This is a genomic window from Streptomyces sp. NPDC029169 (assembly GCF_055563935.1).
On sequence record NZ_JBVHXA010000029.1, the window covers coordinates 15,575 to 33,944 of the forward strand.

General features: G+C 69.7%; 16 protein-coding genes, 1 rRNA gene and 1 riboswitch. Of the genes, 3 read left to right on the top strand and 14 right to left on the bottom strand.

Annotation, left to right across the window (positions count from 1 at the left end):
- Window position 1: 1 nt before the first annotated feature.
- Entirely contained in the window at window positions 2-781 is a 780-nt protein-coding gene (locus ACZ4VI_RS33845) for a CPBP family intramembrane glutamic endopeptidase (protein ID WP_468005614.1), read from the bottom strand.
- A gap of 99 nt (window positions 782-880) precedes the next feature.
- Window positions 881-2,380 (bottom strand): glutamate-cysteine ligase family protein, encoded by a 1,500-nt coding sequence (locus ACZ4VI_RS33850; RefSeq protein WP_468005615.1) that lies wholly within the window; start codon window positions 2,378-2,380, stop codon window positions 881-883.
- 478 nt (window positions 2,381-2,858) lie between these two features.
- Here ACZ4VI_RS33850 and ACZ4VI_RS33855 point away from each other — a divergent pair, with 478 nt between their 5' ends.
- Together ACZ4VI_RS33855 and ACZ4VI_RS33860 are read left to right on the top strand one after the other, a co-directional pair.
- A complete protein-coding gene (locus ACZ4VI_RS33855) occupies window positions 2,859-3,458 on the top strand; it encodes a hypothetical protein (protein WP_468005617.1) in 600 nt (199 codons plus the stop codon).
- Window positions 3,459-3,785: 327 nt separating this feature from the next.
- Window positions 3,786-3,992 (top strand): DUF5999 family protein, encoded by a 207-nt coding sequence (locus tag ACZ4VI_RS33860; RefSeq protein WP_137990635.1) that lies wholly within the window; start codon window positions 3,786-3,788, stop codon window positions 3,990-3,992.
- Window positions 3,993-4,103: 111 nt separating this feature from the next.
- On the opposite strand, the gene gcvP is transcribed toward ACZ4VI_RS33860, so the two are convergent.
- Window positions 4,104-6,989 carry an aminomethyl-transferring glycine dehydrogenase gene (gcvP, locus tag ACZ4VI_RS33865; RefSeq protein ID WP_468005619.1) on the bottom strand — a complete coding sequence of 962 codons (2,886 nt, stop codon included), beginning with the start codon at window positions 6,987-6,989 and terminating at the stop codon, window positions 4,104-4,106.
- 177 nt (window positions 6,990-7,166) lie between these two features.
- A riboswitch (glycine riboswitch) is annotated at window positions 7,167-7,265 on the bottom strand.
- Window positions 7,266-7,377: 112 nt separating this feature from the next.
- Between gcvP and ACZ4VI_RS33870 the strand changes: the two genes are divergently transcribed.
- On the top strand, window positions 7,378-7,746 hold the full coding sequence (locus ACZ4VI_RS33870) for a PRC-barrel domain-containing protein (protein ID WP_468005621.1): 369 nt from the start codon (window positions 7,378-7,380) through the stop codon (window positions 7,744-7,746).
- Between the two features lie 385 nt (window positions 7,747-8,131).
- On the opposite strand, the gene ACZ4VI_RS33875 is transcribed toward ACZ4VI_RS33870, so the two are convergent.
- The 11 genes from ACZ4VI_RS33875 to rrf form a co-directional block, all read right to left on the bottom strand.
- Entirely contained in the window at window positions 8,132-9,493 is a 1,362-nt protein-coding gene (locus tag ACZ4VI_RS33875; RefSeq protein WP_468005622.1) for a DNA polymerase IV, read from the bottom strand.
- Window positions 9,494-9,565: 72 nt separating this feature from the next.
- On the bottom strand, window positions 9,566-10,210 hold the full coding sequence (locus ACZ4VI_RS33880) for a MerR family transcriptional regulator (RefSeq protein ID WP_468005624.1): 645 nt from the start codon (window positions 10,208-10,210) through the stop codon (window positions 9,566-9,568).
- A gap of 204 nt (window positions 10,211-10,414) precedes the next feature.
- Complete coding sequence (locus ACZ4VI_RS33885) at window positions 10,415-10,888, bottom strand: bifunctional nuclease family protein (RefSeq protein ID WP_158985224.1); 474 nt, start codon at window positions 10,886-10,888, stop codon at window positions 10,415-10,417.
- Between the two features lie 53 nt (window positions 10,889-10,941).
- Window positions 10,942-11,685 (bottom strand): transcriptional regulator FtsR, encoded by a 744-nt coding sequence (gene ftsR, locus ACZ4VI_RS33890; RefSeq protein ID WP_468005626.1) that lies wholly within the window; start codon window positions 11,683-11,685, stop codon window positions 10,942-10,944.
- Window positions 11,686-11,714: 29 nt separating this feature from the next.
- On the bottom strand, window positions 11,715-12,650 hold the full coding sequence (locus ACZ4VI_RS33895; RefSeq protein ID WP_468005628.1) for an FHA domain-containing protein: 936 nt from the start codon (window positions 12,648-12,650) through the stop codon (window positions 11,715-11,717).
- Window positions 12,651-12,711: 61 nt separating this feature from the next.
- A complete protein-coding gene (locus ACZ4VI_RS33900; RefSeq protein ID WP_468005629.1) occupies window positions 12,712-13,530 on the bottom strand; it encodes a DUF881 domain-containing protein in 819 nt (272 codons plus the stop codon).
- Between the two features lie 5 nt (window positions 13,531-13,535).
- On the bottom strand, window positions 13,536-13,868 hold the full coding sequence (locus ACZ4VI_RS33905) for a small basic family protein (protein WP_015032176.1): 333 nt from the start codon (window positions 13,866-13,868) through the stop codon (window positions 13,536-13,538).
- Window positions 13,865-14,794: a DUF881 domain-containing protein gene (locus ACZ4VI_RS33910; RefSeq protein WP_468005630.1), complete on the bottom strand. Its 930-nt coding sequence runs from the start codon at window positions 14,792-14,794 to the stop codon at window positions 13,865-13,867. The genes ACZ4VI_RS33905 and ACZ4VI_RS33910 overlap by 4 nt, the downstream gene beginning before the upstream one ends.
- Window positions 14,795-14,895: 101 nt before the next feature.
- Window positions 14,896-17,391, bottom strand: a complete 2,496-nt coding sequence (locus tag ACZ4VI_RS33915; RefSeq protein ID WP_468005632.1) for a sugar phosphate nucleotidyltransferase — start codon at window positions 17,389-17,391, stop codon at window positions 14,896-14,898.
- 118 nt (window positions 17,392-17,509) lie between these two features.
- Window positions 17,510-18,118: a CDP-alcohol phosphatidyltransferase family protein gene (locus tag ACZ4VI_RS33920; RefSeq protein ID WP_468005633.1), complete on the bottom strand. Its 609-nt coding sequence runs from the start codon at window positions 18,116-18,118 to the stop codon at window positions 17,510-17,512.
- A 161-nt stretch (window positions 18,119-18,279) separates the two neighbouring features.
- A 5S ribosomal RNA gene (gene rrf / locus ACZ4VI_RS33925) occupies window positions 18,280-18,370 on the bottom strand; the annotation flags it as partial.

An 18,370-nucleotide genomic window follows, 5' to 3' on the forward strand; every position in this document is an offset into this window, starting at 1 on the left:
TCTACACGGTGGGCAGCCAGTCCACCCGCCCGGCCAGCAGGCCGTACCCGACGAAGGCCACGAGGTCGAGCAGCGCGTGAGCCACCACCAGTGGCATCACTCGCCCCCAGCGCCGGTAGAGATACACGAACACGACGCCCATCACGACGTTCCCGACGAAACCGCCGACGCCCTGGTAGAGGTGGTACGAGCCGCGCAGCACCGAACTCGCCATCAGCGCCGCCGTCGGCGACCACCCCAACTGCCCCAGCCGGCGCAGCAGATAGCCGACGACGATGACCTCCTCCAGTACGGAGTTCTGTACCGCCGAAAGGATCAGCACCGGGTACTTCCACCACACGTCGGGCAGCGACTCGGGCACCACGGTCAGATTGAATCCGGCTCCCCGCGCCGCCAGGTAGAAGAACAGCCCGGCGCTCCCGATGACGGCCGCGACCAGTGCCCCCTTGGCGAGGTCGGGCCAGGACCGCGTCCGGTCGAAGCCGACGGCCCGCAGCCCCGAGCCCTCGCGCAGCAGCAGGTGGGCGACGAGCACGACCGGGACGAGCGCGGTGGCGATGCCGAAGAGCTGCCAGGCCAGATCGAGCCAGGGCCGCCCGGGCGCGAACGAGCCGTTGAGCGTCGCCGCCTGTTCCTTCAGCCCGCCGGGCTTGGTCACCGAGCCGATGAAGCTGATAAGGGACGACAGGGCGCTCGCGCCGAGCGACAGCGCGAGGACGATCAGTGTCTCGGACCGTAGGATCCCGCGCGGCAGCCCGTCGGGCGGAAGGGCACCAGGCACCACTCGTTGATCCGACACCACACCTGTCTCCACTTCCCCATCGCGTTCCGGGTACGGAGATCATGCGTGACGGCCCGGGGCGCGCGCCATTCCGGGTGGCTACTCGATCCCCACCGGCCAGCGGTGCACCGGCTCCCCGGCGTGCATCAGCTCGGCGTACCTGCGGGTCGTGGCGGCGAGCGCCGCCTCCCGGTCGAGGCCGGAGTCCAGCGCCTGGTGGAACGTGTCGACCTGCCAGGAGGCCCCGTTGACCCGCCCGCGGCAGCGTTCCTCGATCACCCCGAGGTAGAGGTCCCGGTCGGCCGGCTCGATGTGCCAGGCGTCGAGCCCGGCCGCGGCCAGCGGCAGCAGCTCGTCGAGGACGAGCCGTACCGCCGGGACGGTCCCCACCCCGCCCGAGCGCCCGGGCCGGGGCCAGCGCAGCTCCGACTCGATGCCGTGGCGGCACGCGGTGTCGAAGTTGGCGGCGGCGTCCTCGAAGGGCAGCCGCTTCCAGATCGGCCGGGTGTCCTCGGCAAGCGCCCGCACCAGACCGTAGTAGAAGGCCGCGTTGGCGACGACGTCGGTGACGGTCGGCCCAGCCGGCAGCACCCGGTTCTCCACGCGCAGGTGCGGGACGCCGTCGACCCAGCCGTAGACCGGCCGGTTCCAGCGGTAGACCGTGCCGTTGTGCAGGACGAGCTCCTGCAGCCGCGGCACCCCGCCCTGGTCGAGGACGAGCAGCGGGTCCTCCTCGTCGCAGATCGGCAGCAGGGAGGGGAAGTAGCGCAGGTTCTCCTCGAAGAGGTCGTACGCGGAGTCCACCCACCGCTCCCCGAACCAGGTGCGCGGCCGCACGCCCTGGGCCTGGAGCTCGGGCGGGCGGGTGTCCGTGGCCTGGGTGAAGAGCGGCGGCCTGGACTCGCGCCACAGCTCCCGGCCGAACAGGAACGGCGAGTTGGCGCCGACGGCGATCTGGACCGCCGCCACGGCCTGCGCCGCGTTCCACACCGCGGCGAACCGGGCCGGGGTGACCTGGAGGTGCAGTTGCACGGAGGTGCAGGCCGCCTCCGGCACGATCGAGGTGGACGTGCAGGTGAGCCGCTCCACACCGTGTATGTCGAGCGTGAAGTCCTCGCCGCGGGCGGCGACGATCTGGTCGTTGAGGAGGGTGTAGCGGTCGACGGCCGAGAGGTTCTCGGAGACGAGATCGCCCTGGGCCAGCGTGGGCAGAATTCCGATCATCACGACGCCCGCGTCGACTTCGCGGGCCTTGCGGTCGGCATATCCGAGCCCCGTCGTCAGCTCTTCCGCGAGCCGGTCGAAAACGCGGCCTCCGAGCCGGTGCGGAGCGATGTTCACCTCGAGGTTGAACATTCCGAGCTCCGTCTGGAAATCCGGGCTGGCGATGCGCTCGAGGACCGCCCCATTCACCATCCTCGGCATGCCGTCGGCGCCCGCGAGATTGAGTTCGATCTCCAGGCCCATCAGATTCCTCGGCCGGTCGAACCTCTTCTCCGCCAGGAGCCTCGCCAGCCCCGCCAGACACTGCTGGAGCTTCCTGCGGTATCTCTGCCGATCGGACAGGTCGAACCCGTCTGCCACGACCTTCTCCCCCATGGAAGCGTCCCTTCCGATCGGGCGGCCACGGCGACGGCCGCGCGCGTCACGGACGATGATGCCCACACCATTGATCCATAACGCCTGCGGGCCACCCTCGTTGAACGATAGGCTGGTTTGCGCGATCGTCCGGCACGTCCCGAGGGCATCCGGCAAAGGACATATTCCGCGGCCATATTCACGGAAAGCGTGGAGTCGATATCCGGCCGTCCGCGGCGGCGAAGTCCTCGCAGGCAGACGACCGGCGCGTGTCACAAATACGATGAATCACCTCTGGAACAAGGCCGGTTGACGCCTTGTCGGCAATATCGGCGACCGCTAGAGGAAACACTGCGTGAACACGTCTCGTATAAACTCCGTGGACGAGGCAGAGTGTTGGCACCGGCCATGGCTTCATGGCCCCTTCGGCCCGGCAGCCCACAGCGCCGTCGTACCTGCCCACGCATCACCGTGTCTCCTGAGTGAGAGGCGACCCATCATGCTCCGACCCTCCCCGGCCCCTGCGCCGGCCCTGCGCAGTGTCCTCGCGGCTCTCGGTTCCCCCACCGCCGTCAGCGAGGCGCGAACTCCCGCCCTGCGGTCCGCCCAGGGGCCACTGAGCCCCGAGCTTCCCCTGCCCGTCCACGTCCTCGACGTACGGGACCAGGTCGTCCCGTCCGGGCAGACACCGCGCACGCGGCTGGCCGGCTGGCGCTTCCTGATCCGGGGCACCGACCGGGCGGTGGCCGCGGCCGACACCATGCTCACCCCCGACGGCTGGTCCTTCTCGCACTTCTTCGAGGGCCCCTACGTCACGGCCACCGAACGCGCCCTGCACCAGGCAGAGACCCTGCCCACCGCGTACCAGCCGCGGCTGCTCTCCGTACCGGAGCTGTACATGCTGACGCTGTGGCTGCACGGCGACACGGAGGCCGACGGAGCCTCCTCCTCGCCCGACCCGGCCGACCTGCTCGTCCCGTTGGCCCCGGCTCCGCCCGGCATCGCGGCCCACCGGCCGCACCGGGTCGCCGACCTGCTGCCGGTCCTCACCCTGCGGCTGGCACCCCCGCCGCTCTTCGGCACCCCGGCGCCGGCCTGATCCACCCCTGACGAGCCCCCCAGTCGCCCCGCGGCAGATCCCGCCGCGGGGCGCCATACTGTCCGAACGGCAGCGTCGAACACCCCTCCCCGTACGGACTAGCCCACCAGGGCTACCCCGAACCACCCGAAGAGACCGCCCAGTTGAACTGAACCGCTCGCGCGGGTGATACGTCTTCATGCAGTAGGAAGAGCTGCCGTGAAATACCTGCGGATCGACGTCCGTGGGGGAAGACTGGAAGAACCGAACCGACAACGGGGGGCGGCCATGAGCACCGCAGCGAGCCGCAGGACGACACTCACCACGACGCAGCGAAAGAACCCATCCATGTGCCAGCACCAGCCTGCCTGTCCCACCGCCGACTCAGCCGACCGGGAGGCGGCCCGCCTGATGGCGCACCACCCGGAGCAGGGCTGGAGCCTGCTGTGCAACGGGGTCCTGCTCTTCGAGGACACCGGTGAACTGCTGCCGGACGGCCAGATCATCGCCCCGCACCGCCCGCTGACGGCGGGCAGGGTGACGACCGCCGCCTGACATCAGGGCGCATCGGGCACGACACGTACGAGGGAACGCGCAAGGGCCGGCCCGGAGAGAGACTCTCCGAACCGGCCCTGACTCATGTCAGGCCCGCGGCCCGCGCTGTGCTCAGTTGTCGTACTCGTCCAGCGGCGGGCAGGAGCAGACGAGGTTGCGGTCGCCGAACGCGCCGTCGATCCGGCGGACCGGCGGCCAGTACTTGTCCGCGGCCGAGACACCGGCCGGGAAGACCGCCTCGTCACGGGTGTACGCGTGGTTCCACTCGCCGCCCAGCGCCGCGGCGGTGTGCGGGGCGTTGTGCAGCGGGTTGTCGTCGGCCGGCCACTCGCCCGACGCGACCTTCTCGATCTCGCCGCGGATCGCGATCATCGTGTCGCAGAAGCGGTCGAGTTCGGTCAGGTCCTCGGACTCGGTCGGCTCGATCATCAGGGTGCCGGCCACCGGGAACGACATCGTGGGCGCGTGGAAGCCGTAGTCGATCAGGCGCTTGGCGATGTCGTCGACGCTGACGCCGGTTGCCTTCGACAGCGGGCGCAGGTCGACGATGCACTCGTGGGCGACGAGCCCGGCCGGACCGGTGTAGAGCACCGGGTAGTGCGGCTCCAGGCGCTTGGCGATGTAGTTCGCCGCGAGGACGGCCACCTGCGTGGCGCGCTTGAGGCCCTCGCCACCCATCAGACGCACGTACGACCAGGAGATCGGCAGGATGCCCGCCGAACCCCACGGGGCGGCCGAGATCGGGCCGACGCCCGTCTCGGGACCGGCGCTCGGCTGGAGCGGGTGGTTCGGCAGGTACGGGGCGAGGTGCGCACGCACACCGACCGGACCGACGCCGGGGCCACCGCCGCCGTGCGGGATGCAGAAGGTCTTGTGCAGGTTCAGGTGCGAGACGTCGCCGCCGAACTTGCCCGGCTTGGCCAGACCCACCAGCGCGTTGAGGTTCGCGCCGTCGACGTACACCTGACCGCCGGCCTCGTGGACCTCGGCGCAGATGTCGGCGACGTGCTCCTCGAACACACCGTGCGTGGACGGGTAGGTGATCATCAGCACGGACAGCTCGTCGCGGTACTGGGCAATCTTGGCGCGCAGGTCCTCGACGTCGACCTCGCCGTCGTCGGCGGTCTTGACGACCACGACCTTCATGCCGGCCATGACCGCGGAGGCCGCGTTGGTGCCGTGCGCGGAGGACGGGATGAGGCAGACGGTGCGCTGCTCGTCGCCGTTGGCGCGGTGGTAGGCGCGGACGGCCAGCAGACCGGCCAGCTCGCCCTGCGAACCGGCGTTGGGCTGGATGGACACCTTGTCGTAACCGGTGACCTCGGCAAGCTGCTCTTCCAGCTCACGAATCAGCGTGACATACCCAGCAGCCTGCTCGATGGGCGCGAAGGGGTGGATCTGACCGAACTCGGGCCAGGTCACCGGCTCCATCTCGGTGGTCGCGTTCAGCTTCATGGTGCAGGAGCCGAGCGGGATCATGCCGCGGTCGAGCGCGTAGTCGCGGTCGGCGAGCTTGCGCAGATAGCGCAGCATCGACGTCTCGGAGCGGTGCGCGTGGAAGACCGGGTGGGTGAGGTACGCGTCGGAGCGCAGCAGCCCGGCGGGCAGCGCGTCCTCGGTGGCGGCGTCCAGGGCCTCGATGTCGGCGGCGACACCGAAGGCGCCCCAGACGGCGGCGAGCTGAGCGCGCCCAGTGGTCTCGTCACACGAAACAGAGACATGATCGGCGTCGACGAGGTACAGGTTGACGCCGGCCTCGCGGGCGGCGGCGACCGCCTCGGCGGCCTTGCCCGGCACGCGGACGGTGACGGTGTCGAAGAAGTCGCCGTGGACGACCTCGACCCCACCGGCGGTGAGACCGGCGGCGAGCACACTGGCGTACCGGTGGACGCGCTGAGCGATCTGCTTCAGACCGTCGGGCCCGTGGTAGACGGCGTACATACCGGCCATGACGGCGAGCAGGACCTGCGCGGTGCAGATGTTGCTGGTGGCCTTCTCGCGGCGGATGTGCTGCTCACGGGTCTGCAGGGCCAGGCGGTACGCCTTGTTGCCGTCGGCGTCCACGGAGACGCCGACGAGGCGGCCGGGCAGGGAGCGGGCGTGCTTGTCCTGGACGGCCATGTAGCCGGCGTGGGGCCCGCCGAAGCCCATGGGCACACCGAACCGCTGCGTCGTTCCGACCGCGATGTCGGCGCCGAGGGAGCCGGGCGAGGCCAGCAGGGTCAGGGCGAGCAGGTCGGCGGCGACGGTGACGATCGCGCCGAGCTCGTGGGCCGCGTCGATGAGCGGCTTGATGTCACGGACGGCACCGGAGGCACCGGGGTACTGCAGGAGCACGCCGAAGACACCGCGCTCGGCGATCTCGGCCGGAATGCCGTCGCTGAGGTCGGCGACGACGACCTCGACACCGGTCGGCTCGGCGCGGGTCTCGATGACGGCGATGGTCTGGGGCAGGGCGTCGGCGTCGATGAGGAAGACACCGTTCTTGACCTTGCCGACCCGGCGGGAGAGCGCCATGGCCTCGGCGGCCGCGGTGCCCTCGTCGAGGAGGGAGGCGCCGGAGGTGGGCAGCCCGGTGAGGTCGGCGACCATGGTCTGGAAGTTGAGCAGCGCCTCGAGGCGCCCCTGCGAGATCTCGGGCTGGTACGGCGTGTAGGCGGTGTACCAGGCCGGATTCTCCATGACGTTCCGGAGAATGACCGGAGGCGTAAAGGTCCCGTAGTACCCGAGCCCGATCATGGGGGCGAGGACCTGGTTGCGGTCGGCGAGCTCACGCAGCTCGGCGAGGACCTCGGCCTCGGTCCGGGCGGCGGGCAGGCCGAGCGCCTCGGCGTTCTTGATCACGTCCGGCACGGCGGCGGCCGTGAGCTCGTCGAGGGAGCCGTAGCCGACCTGCGCGAGCATCTTGGCCCGGGCTTCGGCGTCGGGCCCGATGTGCCGCTGCTCGAACGGGATGCCCTGTTCGAGTTCGGAGAGCGGAATGCGGTGGGCGGTCATGTACGGAGGCCTCCTGGTCGTCACGACCTGCGAGGGGCACCACGGCGCGGGTGCCCGGACGGCCTCCCCCTCTGTCATCTCAACCTGAGAGCTTCACCGGCACGCCAAAGGCACGCCGGTTTTCACCGTCGGTGAGAGCGGACGCCGTCGGACCTCCGCTCTGCTTTCCAGAGTGACCTCGTCCGTGCGGTACAGGGGCCTGAGAGATTCCGGGGAGGATTTGCTCCTTCGGCGCCTCCGAAAGGTTTCTTCGGAGGACTCTCCCGCACAGGGTCGACAGCCACAGCCAGCCTACCAGCGCGGTTCCCGGTCCCATCGCTCAAGTGGCCGACATCCCAGATGTGCACTTTCGTAGTTTGTAGAGCAGTTGCGACCAGTTGGAGGGACCGTGCAGACCGACATCGATCCGCGCAGCCTGATCGGCCGCAAGGCGTACGACCGCAACGGACACAAGATCGGCACCGTGGACGAGGTGTACCTGGACGACGCGACGGGAGTCCCCGAGTGGGCGGCGGTCCGCACCGGCCTCTTCAGCCGGGACGCGTTCGTCCCGCTGGAGCCGAGCGAACTGGTCGGCGACGGCCTCCACGTCCCGTACGAGCGCGCCCTGATCAAGGACGCCCCCGACTTCGGCGTGGGCCGCCACCTCTCCCCGGAACAGGAACTCCAGCTCTACCGCCACTACAGCCTGGCCCTCCCACCCCCACCCCCAGCAGACGTCGACTTCGGCCGCCTGGCAGGCCAGGAGGAGGGGTAGACGCCTACGCCACCACCACCCGGCCACCTGGCAGGCCAGGCGGAGCGCTGGACGGCATGCCGTCCACACCCGGCCACGTCGCAGGCCAGGCGGAGGGCTAGACGCCTACGCCACCACGCCACCCTCCTGCATGGCGAACCTGCCGCAGCCGCCGACGGCGTCGCTCAGCCCCCATGGGGGGACCCGCCGTCACCGACGCCACGCCCTCCCGCGGCGCGAAGCCGCCGCGTCCGACCTCCCCCGCGGCGCAAAGGCTGCCGCAGGCGCCTCCCGCGGACGCCGACGGTGCTCAGCCCCCACGGGAAGACCCGCACCTCTGTCATCTCAGTTGCACGGGTGGTGCGGGTGGGGACCCCAGCCCGGCCGGAGGCCGGGCGCACCCCCACTAGGCGACCGCCGCCGTGCCCGCCCCGCCCCCCGCCAGCGGCAGCGGCTCCCCCACCTCCAGCTCCGGATCATCGACGAGAAACGTCCGCACCCGCCCCGGCCCCGACCCCGGCTCCTCGAAGCGCACGGTGACCCGCCCCACCCCGCTCCCCTGCACCCACCCGGCCCCGTACACGGCATGCCGTACGTCGTGCCCGGGCGCCCATCTCCGCTCGGCGGGCACCGGCTCCTCCGGTTCGGCAGCGGCCTCCGGCGCAGGGGCTTCCTCCGCCCCCGCCCCCGAATCGTCCGCCGCCTGCGCGAACAGATCCTCCTGCGTGTAGTCCGCGAGCCCGCTCACCCCCACCCCCAGCAACCGCACCCCACCCGTCGTGTCCACCCCCTCGAGCAGCCGCCCCGCCGCCTCCCGCACCACCAGGGGATCGTCCGTCGGCCCCCGCAGCGTCTCCGAGCGCGTCAGCGTCGAGAAGTCGAAGCGCCGGACCTTCAGCACGATCGTGCGCCCCGAGTGCCCCGACGCCCGCAGCCGCCCCACGCACCGCTCGGCCAGCCGCTCAACCTCGATCCGGATCCGCACCCGGTCGTGCAGGTCCACGTCGAAGGTGTCCTCGACCGACACGGACTTCGCGTCCCGCTCGGCCACCACGGGCCGATCGTCGTACCCCATGGCCATCCGGTACAGGGAGGCCCCGTGCGCCCGCCCCAGCAGCCGTACAAGCTCGTCCTCGCCTGCTTCCGCCAGGTCCGACACCGTCGTCATCCCGGCCCGCCGCAGATGCTCCCCCGTGGCCGGCCCGACCCCCGGCAGGATCCGCACGGACTTCGGCCCGAGGAGATCCCGCTCCGTCCCCGGCTCTATGAGCACCAGGCCGTCCGGCTTGGCCTCCTCGGAGGCGATCTTGGCGAGCATCTTCGACCCCGCGAGCCCCACTGACCCCGTCAGCCCCGTGGTGGCGAGAATGTCCCTGCGCAGCCGCTCACCGGCCTCCCGGGCGCTCGCGGCGTCGTCCGCCACGCCCCCGGCCTCCAGGTCCACGAAGGCCTCGTCCAGGCTCAGCGGCTCGACCAGCGGCGACAGCCGCCCGAGCAGCTCCATGACCTGCTCGCTGATCGACCGGTAGAAGCCGAATCGCGGCACGAGATAGGCCGCGTTGGGCGCGAGCCGTCGCGCCTGCGCCATCGGCATCGCCGAGTGCACGCCGAAGCGCCGCGCCTCGTACGAGGCGGTGGCCACGACCCCGCGCGGGCCCAGCCCGCCGACGACCACGGGCTTTCCGCGCAGACTGGGCTTCGCCGCCTGCTCGGCGGCGGCGAAGAAGGCATCCATGTCGAGATGCAGAATCGTCGGCGCGGCTCTCACAACTCCGATGCTGCCCTACGCCACTGACAATCGACTCGCACGCGCATACGGACGCGCCGGGGCCCTGAGCGCTCAAACCGCCCGGTCGCGCCGCCGACGCGCGAGCTCGTCACCCGGGTTGTGCCCGATGAGCGTCTCACCGGTGTCGATGCGCTCCCCGTGCAGCTGCGAGAGCGCCGCCTCCACATCGCGCCAGACCACGCCGACCGCGATCCCGAAGACGCCCTGACCGCCCTGGAGCAGGTCCACGACCTCGTCGGGCGAGGAGCACTCGTACACCGTCGCCCCGTCGCTCATCAGGGTCATCCGCTCCAGATCGCGGAAGCCACGGGCCCGCAGATGCTGCACGGCGGCCCGGATGTTCTGCAGCGCGACCCCGGTGTCCAGGAAACGCTTGACGATCTTGAGTACGACGACGTCGCGGAAGCTGTACAACCGCTGCGTCCCGGATCCGTACGCCGGCCGCACGCTCGGCTCGACGAGCCCGGTGCGGGCCCAGTAGTCCAGCTGGCGGTAGGTGATCCCGGCCGCCGCGCAGGCGGTCGGACCGCGGTACCCGACCGTGTCCGTACTCACCGGCGTACCCGCCATCCGCGCACCCGCAACCGCACCCGCGCCCGCCCCGGAGTCGCCCACACTGCCGTGAAGCGGATACGGACCGCTCTCGCCGGGCGCGCGCCCGAGGGAGCCCCCTGCCGTACCGTCGCCGCTGCTCATCACGCCGACCCTCCGTCCTTGACCTGCCCACACGAAGGTAGGCAGTCACTTGGGGTGCGTCAACGATCGCCACACTCGGCACGCCGAGTGATAATCACCCTGAGAGTGGTTTCACGTATCCCTCTCCGGGGAAAGGCTATCCGAATGCCCTGACGGCACCCCGCGCATGACGGCCAGATCAAGCCCACAGCTACAAGCCCACGGCTACTGGCTACTGGACCCGAAGTCCTCCGGGGAAATCTGGTCGAGGAACTCGCGGAACTTCTCCACCTCGTCCTCCTGCTCGTCAGGAATCGCGATACCGGCGTCATCCAGCACACCGTCACTGCCGAAGATCGGCGTCCCGGTGCGCAGGGCCAGCGCTATCGCGTCGGACGGCCTGGCGCTCACCTCGACGCCGCTGGCGAAGACCAGCTCCGCGTAGAAGACACCTTCACGGAGATCGGTGATGCGGACCTCGGTGAGCTCTTGGCCCACGGCTTCAAGGACGTCCTTGAAGAGGTCGTGCGTCAGCGGCCTGGCAGGGGCCATGCCCTGCTGGGCGAAGGCGATCGCGGTCGCCTCACCCGGTCCGATCCAGATGGGGAGGTACCGATCGCCTCCCACTTCACGCAGGAGCACGATCGGTTGGTTCGAGGGCATTTCCACCCGGACACCCACAACGTCGAGCTCGTTCACACAGCAACCCTAGGACGTGCCCGACCGGTTTGGGTAGTCGGGCCCCTACAAGATCACTGCAACCGGAGCCCGAGCGCGGTCTGGACCAGTGCCGCGTGCAGCCGTACGGAGAGCCCCGCGAGCTCCTTCGCGGTGGCCTCCGCATGGGCTCTGGTCTGCGGATTACGGTGCCGGCGCAGCGGTGCGACCATCTGCTCGACCAGTCCCGCCTCCCGGTCCGCAGCGGCTTTGACGGCCCGGAGATGCCGGGGTTCCAGACCGAATCTCCCCAGATCCGCGACAAGTCTGGCGACGGTGACCGCCTCGGAGTCGTAGCCGCCCTCGGGTCCCGGAGCGATGAGCCCGTAGGACTCCCACTCCACGAGCTCTTCCTCGGTCACCTCGGCGGCGGCGAGCAGCTCGGCCCGCCCCACACGCGCGGCGGTCGGACGGTCACCCTCCGCCTCCCAGGCGCCGTCGAGCAGGTCCCGCTGGGGGCTGGGGGACGGGAGCTTGATCTGTTCCCCCCGCGCGAGGGCGTCGAGATGCTCCCGGATGACCTTCAGCGGAAGGTAGTGGTCCCGCTGCATCCGCAGGATCTGAGCGAGCCGCTCCACGTCCTGCGGGCTGAACTTGCGGTACCCGGAGGCCGTCCGTCGGGGCTCGACGAGCCCCTCGGCCTCCAGGAACCGGATCTTCGAGATGGTCACTTCGGGAAACTCGTCACGCAGCTGGTTCAGCACCGTCCCGATGCTCACCAGCCGCTCGCCCGCGGTGGCGGTGCCGTGACCGGCACCGCCCGTCGGTGTTCGCAGCATGGACCTTCCCTGAAGACTTCCCCGAGGCGTCACGCGCCTCGCTGGCTCGAGTAGAAGACCAGCCGGTACTTGCCGATCTGCACCTCGTCGCCGTTGGACAGAACGGCCGAGTCGATCGGCTCACGGTTGACGTACGTACCGTTGAGGCTGCCGACATCGGCGACGGTGAAGCTGCCGTCCTGCGCCCGTCGGAACTCCACATGGCGCCGGGACACGGTGAAGTCGTCGAGGAAGATGTCGCTCTGCGGGTGACGGCCGGCCGTGGTCAGCTCGCTGTCCAGCAGGAAGCGGCTGCCCGAGTTCGGACCCCGGCGCACCACGAGGAGAGCCGATCCGGCCGGCAGCGCCTCGACGGCCGCCAGCGCCTCCGGCGAGAGGGACGGCATCGCGGTCTGGCCTGTGACCTCGGCGTCGTACGCCTCGAGGCCGGAGATCGAGATCGTCGACGTCGTCTCGGACGCGCGCTCCACGGGCGCCCCGCTCCGCAGCGGTGTGCCGCAGTGGGAGCAGAAGCGGCTGTCCGCGGCATTGCGGTGACCGCACCTCGTACACACCGGCATGGACGCATCCTCCTGCCGCGGCTGACCCGCAGAGGTCTGTGTCGCATACGGGTCGGGGGTGAACCCTCCACCCGTACCTGAGGTTGATGGTTCTCCGAAACCTATGCGGCCGGCACCGGCAGGGTCAACAGACGACGCGCCCTGGCCGTCGACCTCGTCACGGAACAGCGGGCGTTCGCCACCCTGCTCCTCGCTCTGGGCATGGCGCGGCGCGCGGTGCTTGGCATTGCCGTCCTCGCGTGCGCTCTTGCCGAACAACTTCCCAAAAAAACTCACGGGCGATTCCCCTTGACCGAAACAGACCCGCCCGTGGGGCAGGACGAACCCTGAATGAACACACCTGCCGAACCGGACATCCTCACAACGTCCGTATCCACCCGACAGTTTCCACCACGCACCACACATGTGGTGCGGCGACCCCCCGCAACGTCTTCCCCTTGTCGCACGGCCGCCATGCACCCCCGCCTCACTGCGAGGACGACTGAGCGTAGTCAGGCCGCTTCGCAGGTCGCAAGGCATCCACGACGATCTTCTGGGACCGGGCCACGGTCGCTGTGGCCTGCTCCTTCTCCAACGTCTGCACGACGCCACCAGGGATGTTGAGCGCGGGCTCGAGATCCTCGGGCTTGCCGATGACCTTGAAGACGTACGGAGCGGTCACCTTCGTTCCATCGATCTCTATGTCACCGCCACTTCCTGTGAAGTAGCTGTCAGCGACGACCCGTACGTCGTTGATCTGGATCGCCTCGGCGCCGGCGGCGCGCAGCTCCTGGATCGCGTCGAGCAGCATGTCCGACTCGACCGCCGCCGCGGCCCCCCGGATGGTCAGCGTGATCCCCGGACCCTCGGCGGCGACCGTGCCGGCCAGGATGCCGAGCTGCCGCTCCTTCTCCTGGGTCTGCTTCCGCGCCTCCTCGGCCTGGTCCGAGCTGGACTCCAGCTCGGAGCGCTGGGTCTCCAGGCGCGCCTTCTCGTCCTCCAGACGCTGCGTGCGGTCGTCGAGCTCGTCGAGGATGCGGACCAGGTCCTCCTGGCGCGCTCCGCGCAGCGCGCTGTTGTCGCTGGTGGAGCGGACCTGGATGGCGAGACCCAGACCGAGGACGAACAGCAGTACGGCGACGATGAGTTGGGCGCGGCTCACCCGCGGCGGCCACAGCCCGGCGGCAAGACGCTGCCGTCCGGTCAGCTGCTTCTCGGACGCCTTCTCGGGCGCCGCGGGGGTCGAGGGCTCAGGCCGGTCGTCGTCCGGGTTCTCGGGCGTTTCCGGGTTCACGTCGTTGCTCATCGGTGTCACGCCCGGAAGACGTGCCGCCGGATGGCGGCCGCGTTGGAGAAGATCCGGATGCCGAGCACGACGACCACACCCGTCGACAACTGCGCGCCGACACCCAGCTTGTCGCCGAGGAAGACGATCAGCGCGGCCACGACCACGTTCGACAGGAAGGAGACCACGAAGACCTTGTCGACGAAGATCCCGTCGAGCATGGCCCGCAGGCCGCCGAAGACCGCGTCGAGGGCGGCGACCACGGCGATCGGAAGATAGGGCTCGACCACCGCCGGAACCTCGGGACGGACCAACAGTCCGACCACGACTCCCACGATCAGGCCCAGTACGGCGATCAAGATGTGCCCTTCCCTGTGTCGGCCGTGGCCCGCCCGGTGGCGTCGGCCGCCCCGGCTCCCCTCGGCACTGCTGTACGTACGATCAGGCTCGGCGCGGCCGGCAGACGCACCTCGGTCTCGGCCGAGATGCTGGTACGGATCCCGAAGTTCTCCTGCAGCGCGTGCAGGTACTGTCCGTCGGCGCTGTCCTGGAACGCGGTGCTCAGCCGCTGCCCGTCCCCCACCGCTAGCACCGTGTACGGCGGGACCAGCGGCTTGTTGTCGACCAGTATGGCGTCACCTGCGGCCCGGATCGCCGAGAGCGAGGTCAGCCGCTGGCCGTTGATCGAGACGGCCTCGGCCCCCGACTCCCACAGACCGTTGACGACCCGCTGCATGTCGCGGTCACGGACCCGGCCGGTGTCGGAGAATCCGCTGCTCTCCCGGGGACCTCCGCCGCCCTCCTCGGTGCCCTTGGCGTCGTCGACCACGAGCTTCACGCCGGGACCGCGGACCGGCGTCGCCCCCGAGAGGAGCGCCACCAGTTCGGCCTGGTCACCGCCGTGCTGTTCGAGCGCCTTGCGCTGCCGCTCCCCCACCTCGGCGCGGATCTTCTCGACGTCCTGCTCCAGCTCGTCGGCCGCCGAGGTCTCCGCGTCGATCCGGTCGATGAGCTCCTGGCGCTCCTTGGCGACGACGGGCGCGGAGATCCGCGCCTCCGCGGCGCCCACGGTCACCACGGCGGCGGCGAGGAGGAGCCCCGCCGCGAGGCCGAGCTTGGCCCGGAGCGTACGGGGCAGACCGCCGCCCTCCGCCGCGCGCCGGGCCGAGGCCTCGGCGTAGCCGTCGTCGAGAGCGTGGTCCATCACGTTGTTCAGCAGCGACATGGACGCGTCCGGGCGCGGGGGTGGTGTTCCGGTGCTCCGAACGGGGTGCTGCTGCGACATGCCGCACATCGTCGCACGTCGGGGGTGCTACCGCCGAATGGCCCCACCGGAGAGCCGGGCGGCGTCCGGCGGACACCACCCGGCTCACCCGCCTCACCCGTTCAGTGACCTGCGCTGTCGACCACGTTCGACCACTCGTCGAGAAGTGCCTGGGCGGAGGTGTCGTCGGGCCCCTCGGCCCACAGATGGGTGACGGCCTCGGCCGGGTCGGGCAGCACCATCACCCACCGCCCGTCGGCCTCGACGACCCGTACGCCGTCGGTGGTGTCCACCGACCGGTCGCCGGCCGCCTCCACCACCCGGCGCATCACCAGACCCTTCACGGCCCACGGCGTCGCAACGTCCCGCCGCAGGACGTGCGCCCGTGGGATACGGGCGTCGATCTGGCTCAGCGTGAGCTGGGTCCGCGCCACGAGTCCGATGAGCCGGACGAACGCGGCGGCACCATCGAAGACGCTGCTGAACTCGGGAATGATGAACCCGCCGCGCCCGTCGCCACCGAAGATCGTGGACTCCTCCCGTCCGACCCTGGTGAGATCGTCCGGCGAGGTCGTCGTCCACTCCACCTGAGTGCCGTGGTACGCGGCGACCTGCTCGGCGATCCGCGTGGTCGTCACGGGCAGCGCCACCCGACCCGAACGCCGCTCGGCGGCCACCAGGTCGAGCATGACCAGGAGCGAGCGGTCGTCCTCGATGATCCTGCCCCGCTCGTCGACGAGCGACAGCCGCTCACCCACCGGGTCGAACCGCACGCCGAACGCGGCGCGCGCCGAGGCGACGATCTCCCCGAGCCGCACGAGCCCGGCCCGCCGGGTCTCCACCGACTCCGTAGGCCGCGACTCGTCGAGCCCCGGGTTGATCGTCAGCGAATCCACCTGGAGCCGGCCGAGAAGGCTCGGCAGCACGAGCCCGGCACTGCCGTTGGATGCGTCCACGACAACCTTGAGCCCGGCCTCGGCGATCCCCGAGGTGTCGACGTTCCGCAGCAGCGAGCCCGTGTACGAGTCGTAGACGCTCGCCGGGAAGGACAGGTCGCCGATCTCGCCCGGGAACGCGCGCCGGTACTCCTGACGTGCGAAGACCCGGTCCAGCTTCCGCTGCCCTGCCTGCGACAGATCCGCTCCGCGCTCGTCGAAGAACATGATGTCCACGGAGTCGGGCACACCGGGCGAGGTCCGCAGCATGATCCCGCCCGCGCTTCCCCGGGCGGTCTGCTGACGTGCGACCGGCAACGGCACGTTCTCCAGGTCGCGTACGTCGATGGCACTGGCCTGGAGCGCCGAGATCACGGCTCGCTTCAGGGCGCGGGCACCCCGGGAGTGGTCACGCGCGGTGGTGACCGTGGCGCCCTTCTTCAGCGTCGTGGCGTACGCACCGGCGAGCCGCACGGCCAGCTCGGGCGTGATCTCCACGTTCAGGATCCCGGAGACACCCCGCGCGCCGAAGAGGTGGGCCTGGCCGCGGGACTCCCAGATGACGGAGGTGTTGACGAAGGCACCGGCCTCGATGGTCTTGAAGGGGTAGACCCGGACGTTCCCCTGAACGATCGATTCCTCACCCACGAGGCACTCGTCCCCGATGACGGCCCCGTCCTCGATCCGCGCGGCCCGCATGACGTCGGTGTTCTTGCCGATGACACAGCCGCGGAGATTGCTCTGCTGACCGATGTAGACGTTGTCGTGGATGACGGCCCTGTGCAGGAACGCACCGCTCTTGACGACCACGTTCGACCCGACGACGGTGTGCTCGCGCACCTCGGCGCCGGCCTCGACCTTGGCGTAGTCGCCGATGTACAGCGGCCCGCGGAGCACGGCGTCGGGGTGCACCTCGGCGCCCTCCGCGATCCAGACCCCGGGCGAGATCTCGAATCCGTCGAGCTCGACCTGGACCTTCCCCTCGAGCACGTCGGCCTGCGCCTTGACGTAGCTCTCGTGGGTGCCGACGTCCTCCCAGTAGCCCTCGGCGATATAGCCGTAGATCGGCTTGCCCTCCTTCATGAGCTGAGGGAAGACATCACCCGACCAGTCCACGGAAACGTCGGCCTGGACGTAGTCGAAGACCTCGGGCTCCATGACGTAGATGCCCGTGTTCACGGTGTCCGAGAAGACCTGTCCCCAGGTCGGCTTCTCCAGGAACCGTTCGACCTTTCCCTCCTCGTCCACGATCGTGATGCCGAATTCCAGCGGATTCGGCACACGGGTCAGACAGACGGTGACCAGGGCGCCCTTCTCCTTGTGGAAGGCGATCAGATCGGTGAGGTCGAAGTCGGTGAGCGCGTCCCCGGAGATGACGAGAAAGGCGTCGTCCTTCAGTGCCTCCTCGGCGTTCTTCACACTCCCCGCGGTGCCGAGCGGTTTCTCCTCGTTGGCATAGGTGAGCTCCATTCCGAGCTCCTCGCCGTCACCGAAGTAGTTCCTGACGAGCGAGGCGAGAAACTGCACGGTGACGACGGTCTCGGTGAGACCGTGCCTCTTGAGCAGTCGCAGGACATGCTCCATGATCGGCCGGTTCACCACCGGCAGGAGAGGCTTGGGCATGCTCGAGGTCATGGGGCGAAGTCGAGTTCCTTCGCCACCGGCCATCACGACGGCCTTCATGTCGGAAGCGTCCTCCTTGAAGAGACGACGGTCCTGCCGACTTCACCTGTCCGCTCAGTGGCCCTCGGGGCGTCCTACGTTCGTGCCGGCGACGCTGCACGGCACAGGACAGACGGGCTCAATCGGCCGCGGTATCCGCCTTCACGAGTCGGCGGACCTGGACCACGTAGAGGATCCCTGCCCACCAATACAGAGTTGTACCCCATCCGGCGAAGGCCCACCCGAAAACTTCGGCGAGTGACGAAAGCCAGCCGGTTCCGTCACTGAGCAGCAGCAAGGGGAAGGCGTACATCAAGTTGAAAGTCGCAGCTTTCCCGAGGAAGTTCACCTGCGGCGGCGGATAGCCGTGCCGACGGAGGATTCCCACCATCACCAGCAGCATCAACTCGCGGGCGAAAAGGGCGATGGTCAGCCAGAGCGGCAGGATCTCGCGCCAGGTCAGCCCGATGAGCGTGGACACGATGTAGAGCCGGTCGGCGGCAGGGTCGAGAAGCCGGCCGAGCCTGCTGATCTGGTTCCAGCGCCGGGCGAGCTTCCCGTCGAGATAGTCGCTGACGCCACTCAGCATCAGTACGAGAAGGGCCCAGCCATCGCTGTTGGGACCGCCGAACACGGGTCGGAGAATCAGCCACAGGAAGAGCGGCACACCCACGAGCCGAGCCATGCTCAGGATGTTGGGGATGGTGAGGACCCGGTCCGTCTGAACGCGAGTCTCCTGGACCTCCACCCGGGGGCCTCCTGTGGGAACGTGCCAATGATGCCCCCTGACCTTACCCTCAGCCACGATGGCGGAGTGCACAGGGGTCGACCGTCTGTTCTGGAACCTGTCCCGGAAACGCAAAAATGCCTCAACCCCCGGACGAGGTCCAGGGGTTGAGGCTAAAGATTGTTCGGCGGCGTCCTACTCTCCCACAGGGTCCCCCCTGCAGTACCATCGGCGCTGAAAGGCTTAGCTTCCGGGTTCGGAATGTAACCGGGC

Coding starts and splice junctions, on each gene's coding strand:
- ACZ4VI_RS33850 (WP_468005615.1), bottom strand. CDS start 2,380: ATGGGGGAGAAGGTCGTGGCAGACGGGTTCGACCTGTCCGATCGGCAG.
- ACZ4VI_RS33855 (WP_468005617.1), top strand. CDS start 2,859: ATGCTCCGACCCTCCCCGGCCCCTGCGCCGGCCCTGCGCAGTGTCCTC.
- ACZ4VI_RS33860 (WP_137990635.1), top strand. CDS start 3,786: ATGTGCCAGCACCAGCCTGCCTGTCCCACCGCCGACTCAGCCGACCGG.
- gcvP (WP_468005619.1), bottom strand. CDS start 6,989: ATGACCGCCCACCGCATTCCGCTCTCCGAACTCGAACAGGGCATCCCG.
- ACZ4VI_RS33880 (WP_468005624.1), bottom strand. CDS start 10,210: ATGAGCAGCGGCGACGGTACGGCAGGGGGCTCCCTCGGGCGCGCGCCC.
- ftsR (WP_468005626.1), bottom strand. CDS start 11,685: ATGCTGCGAACACCGACGGGCGGTGCCGGTCACGGCACCGCCACCGCG.
- ACZ4VI_RS33895 (WP_468005628.1), bottom strand. CDS start 12,650: ATGTGTGGTGCGTGGTGGAAACTGTCGGGTGGATACGGACGTTGTGAG.
- ACZ4VI_RS33900 (WP_468005629.1), bottom strand. CDS start 13,530: ATGAGCAACGACGTGAACCCGGAAACGCCCGAGAACCCGGACGACGAC.
- ACZ4VI_RS33910 (WP_468005630.1), bottom strand. CDS start 14,794: ATGTCGCAGCAGCACCCCGTTCGGAGCACCGGAACACCACCCCCGCGC.
- ACZ4VI_RS33915 (WP_468005632.1), bottom strand. CDS start 17,391: ATGAAGGCCGTCGTGATGGCCGGTGGCGAAGGAACTCGACTTCGCCCC.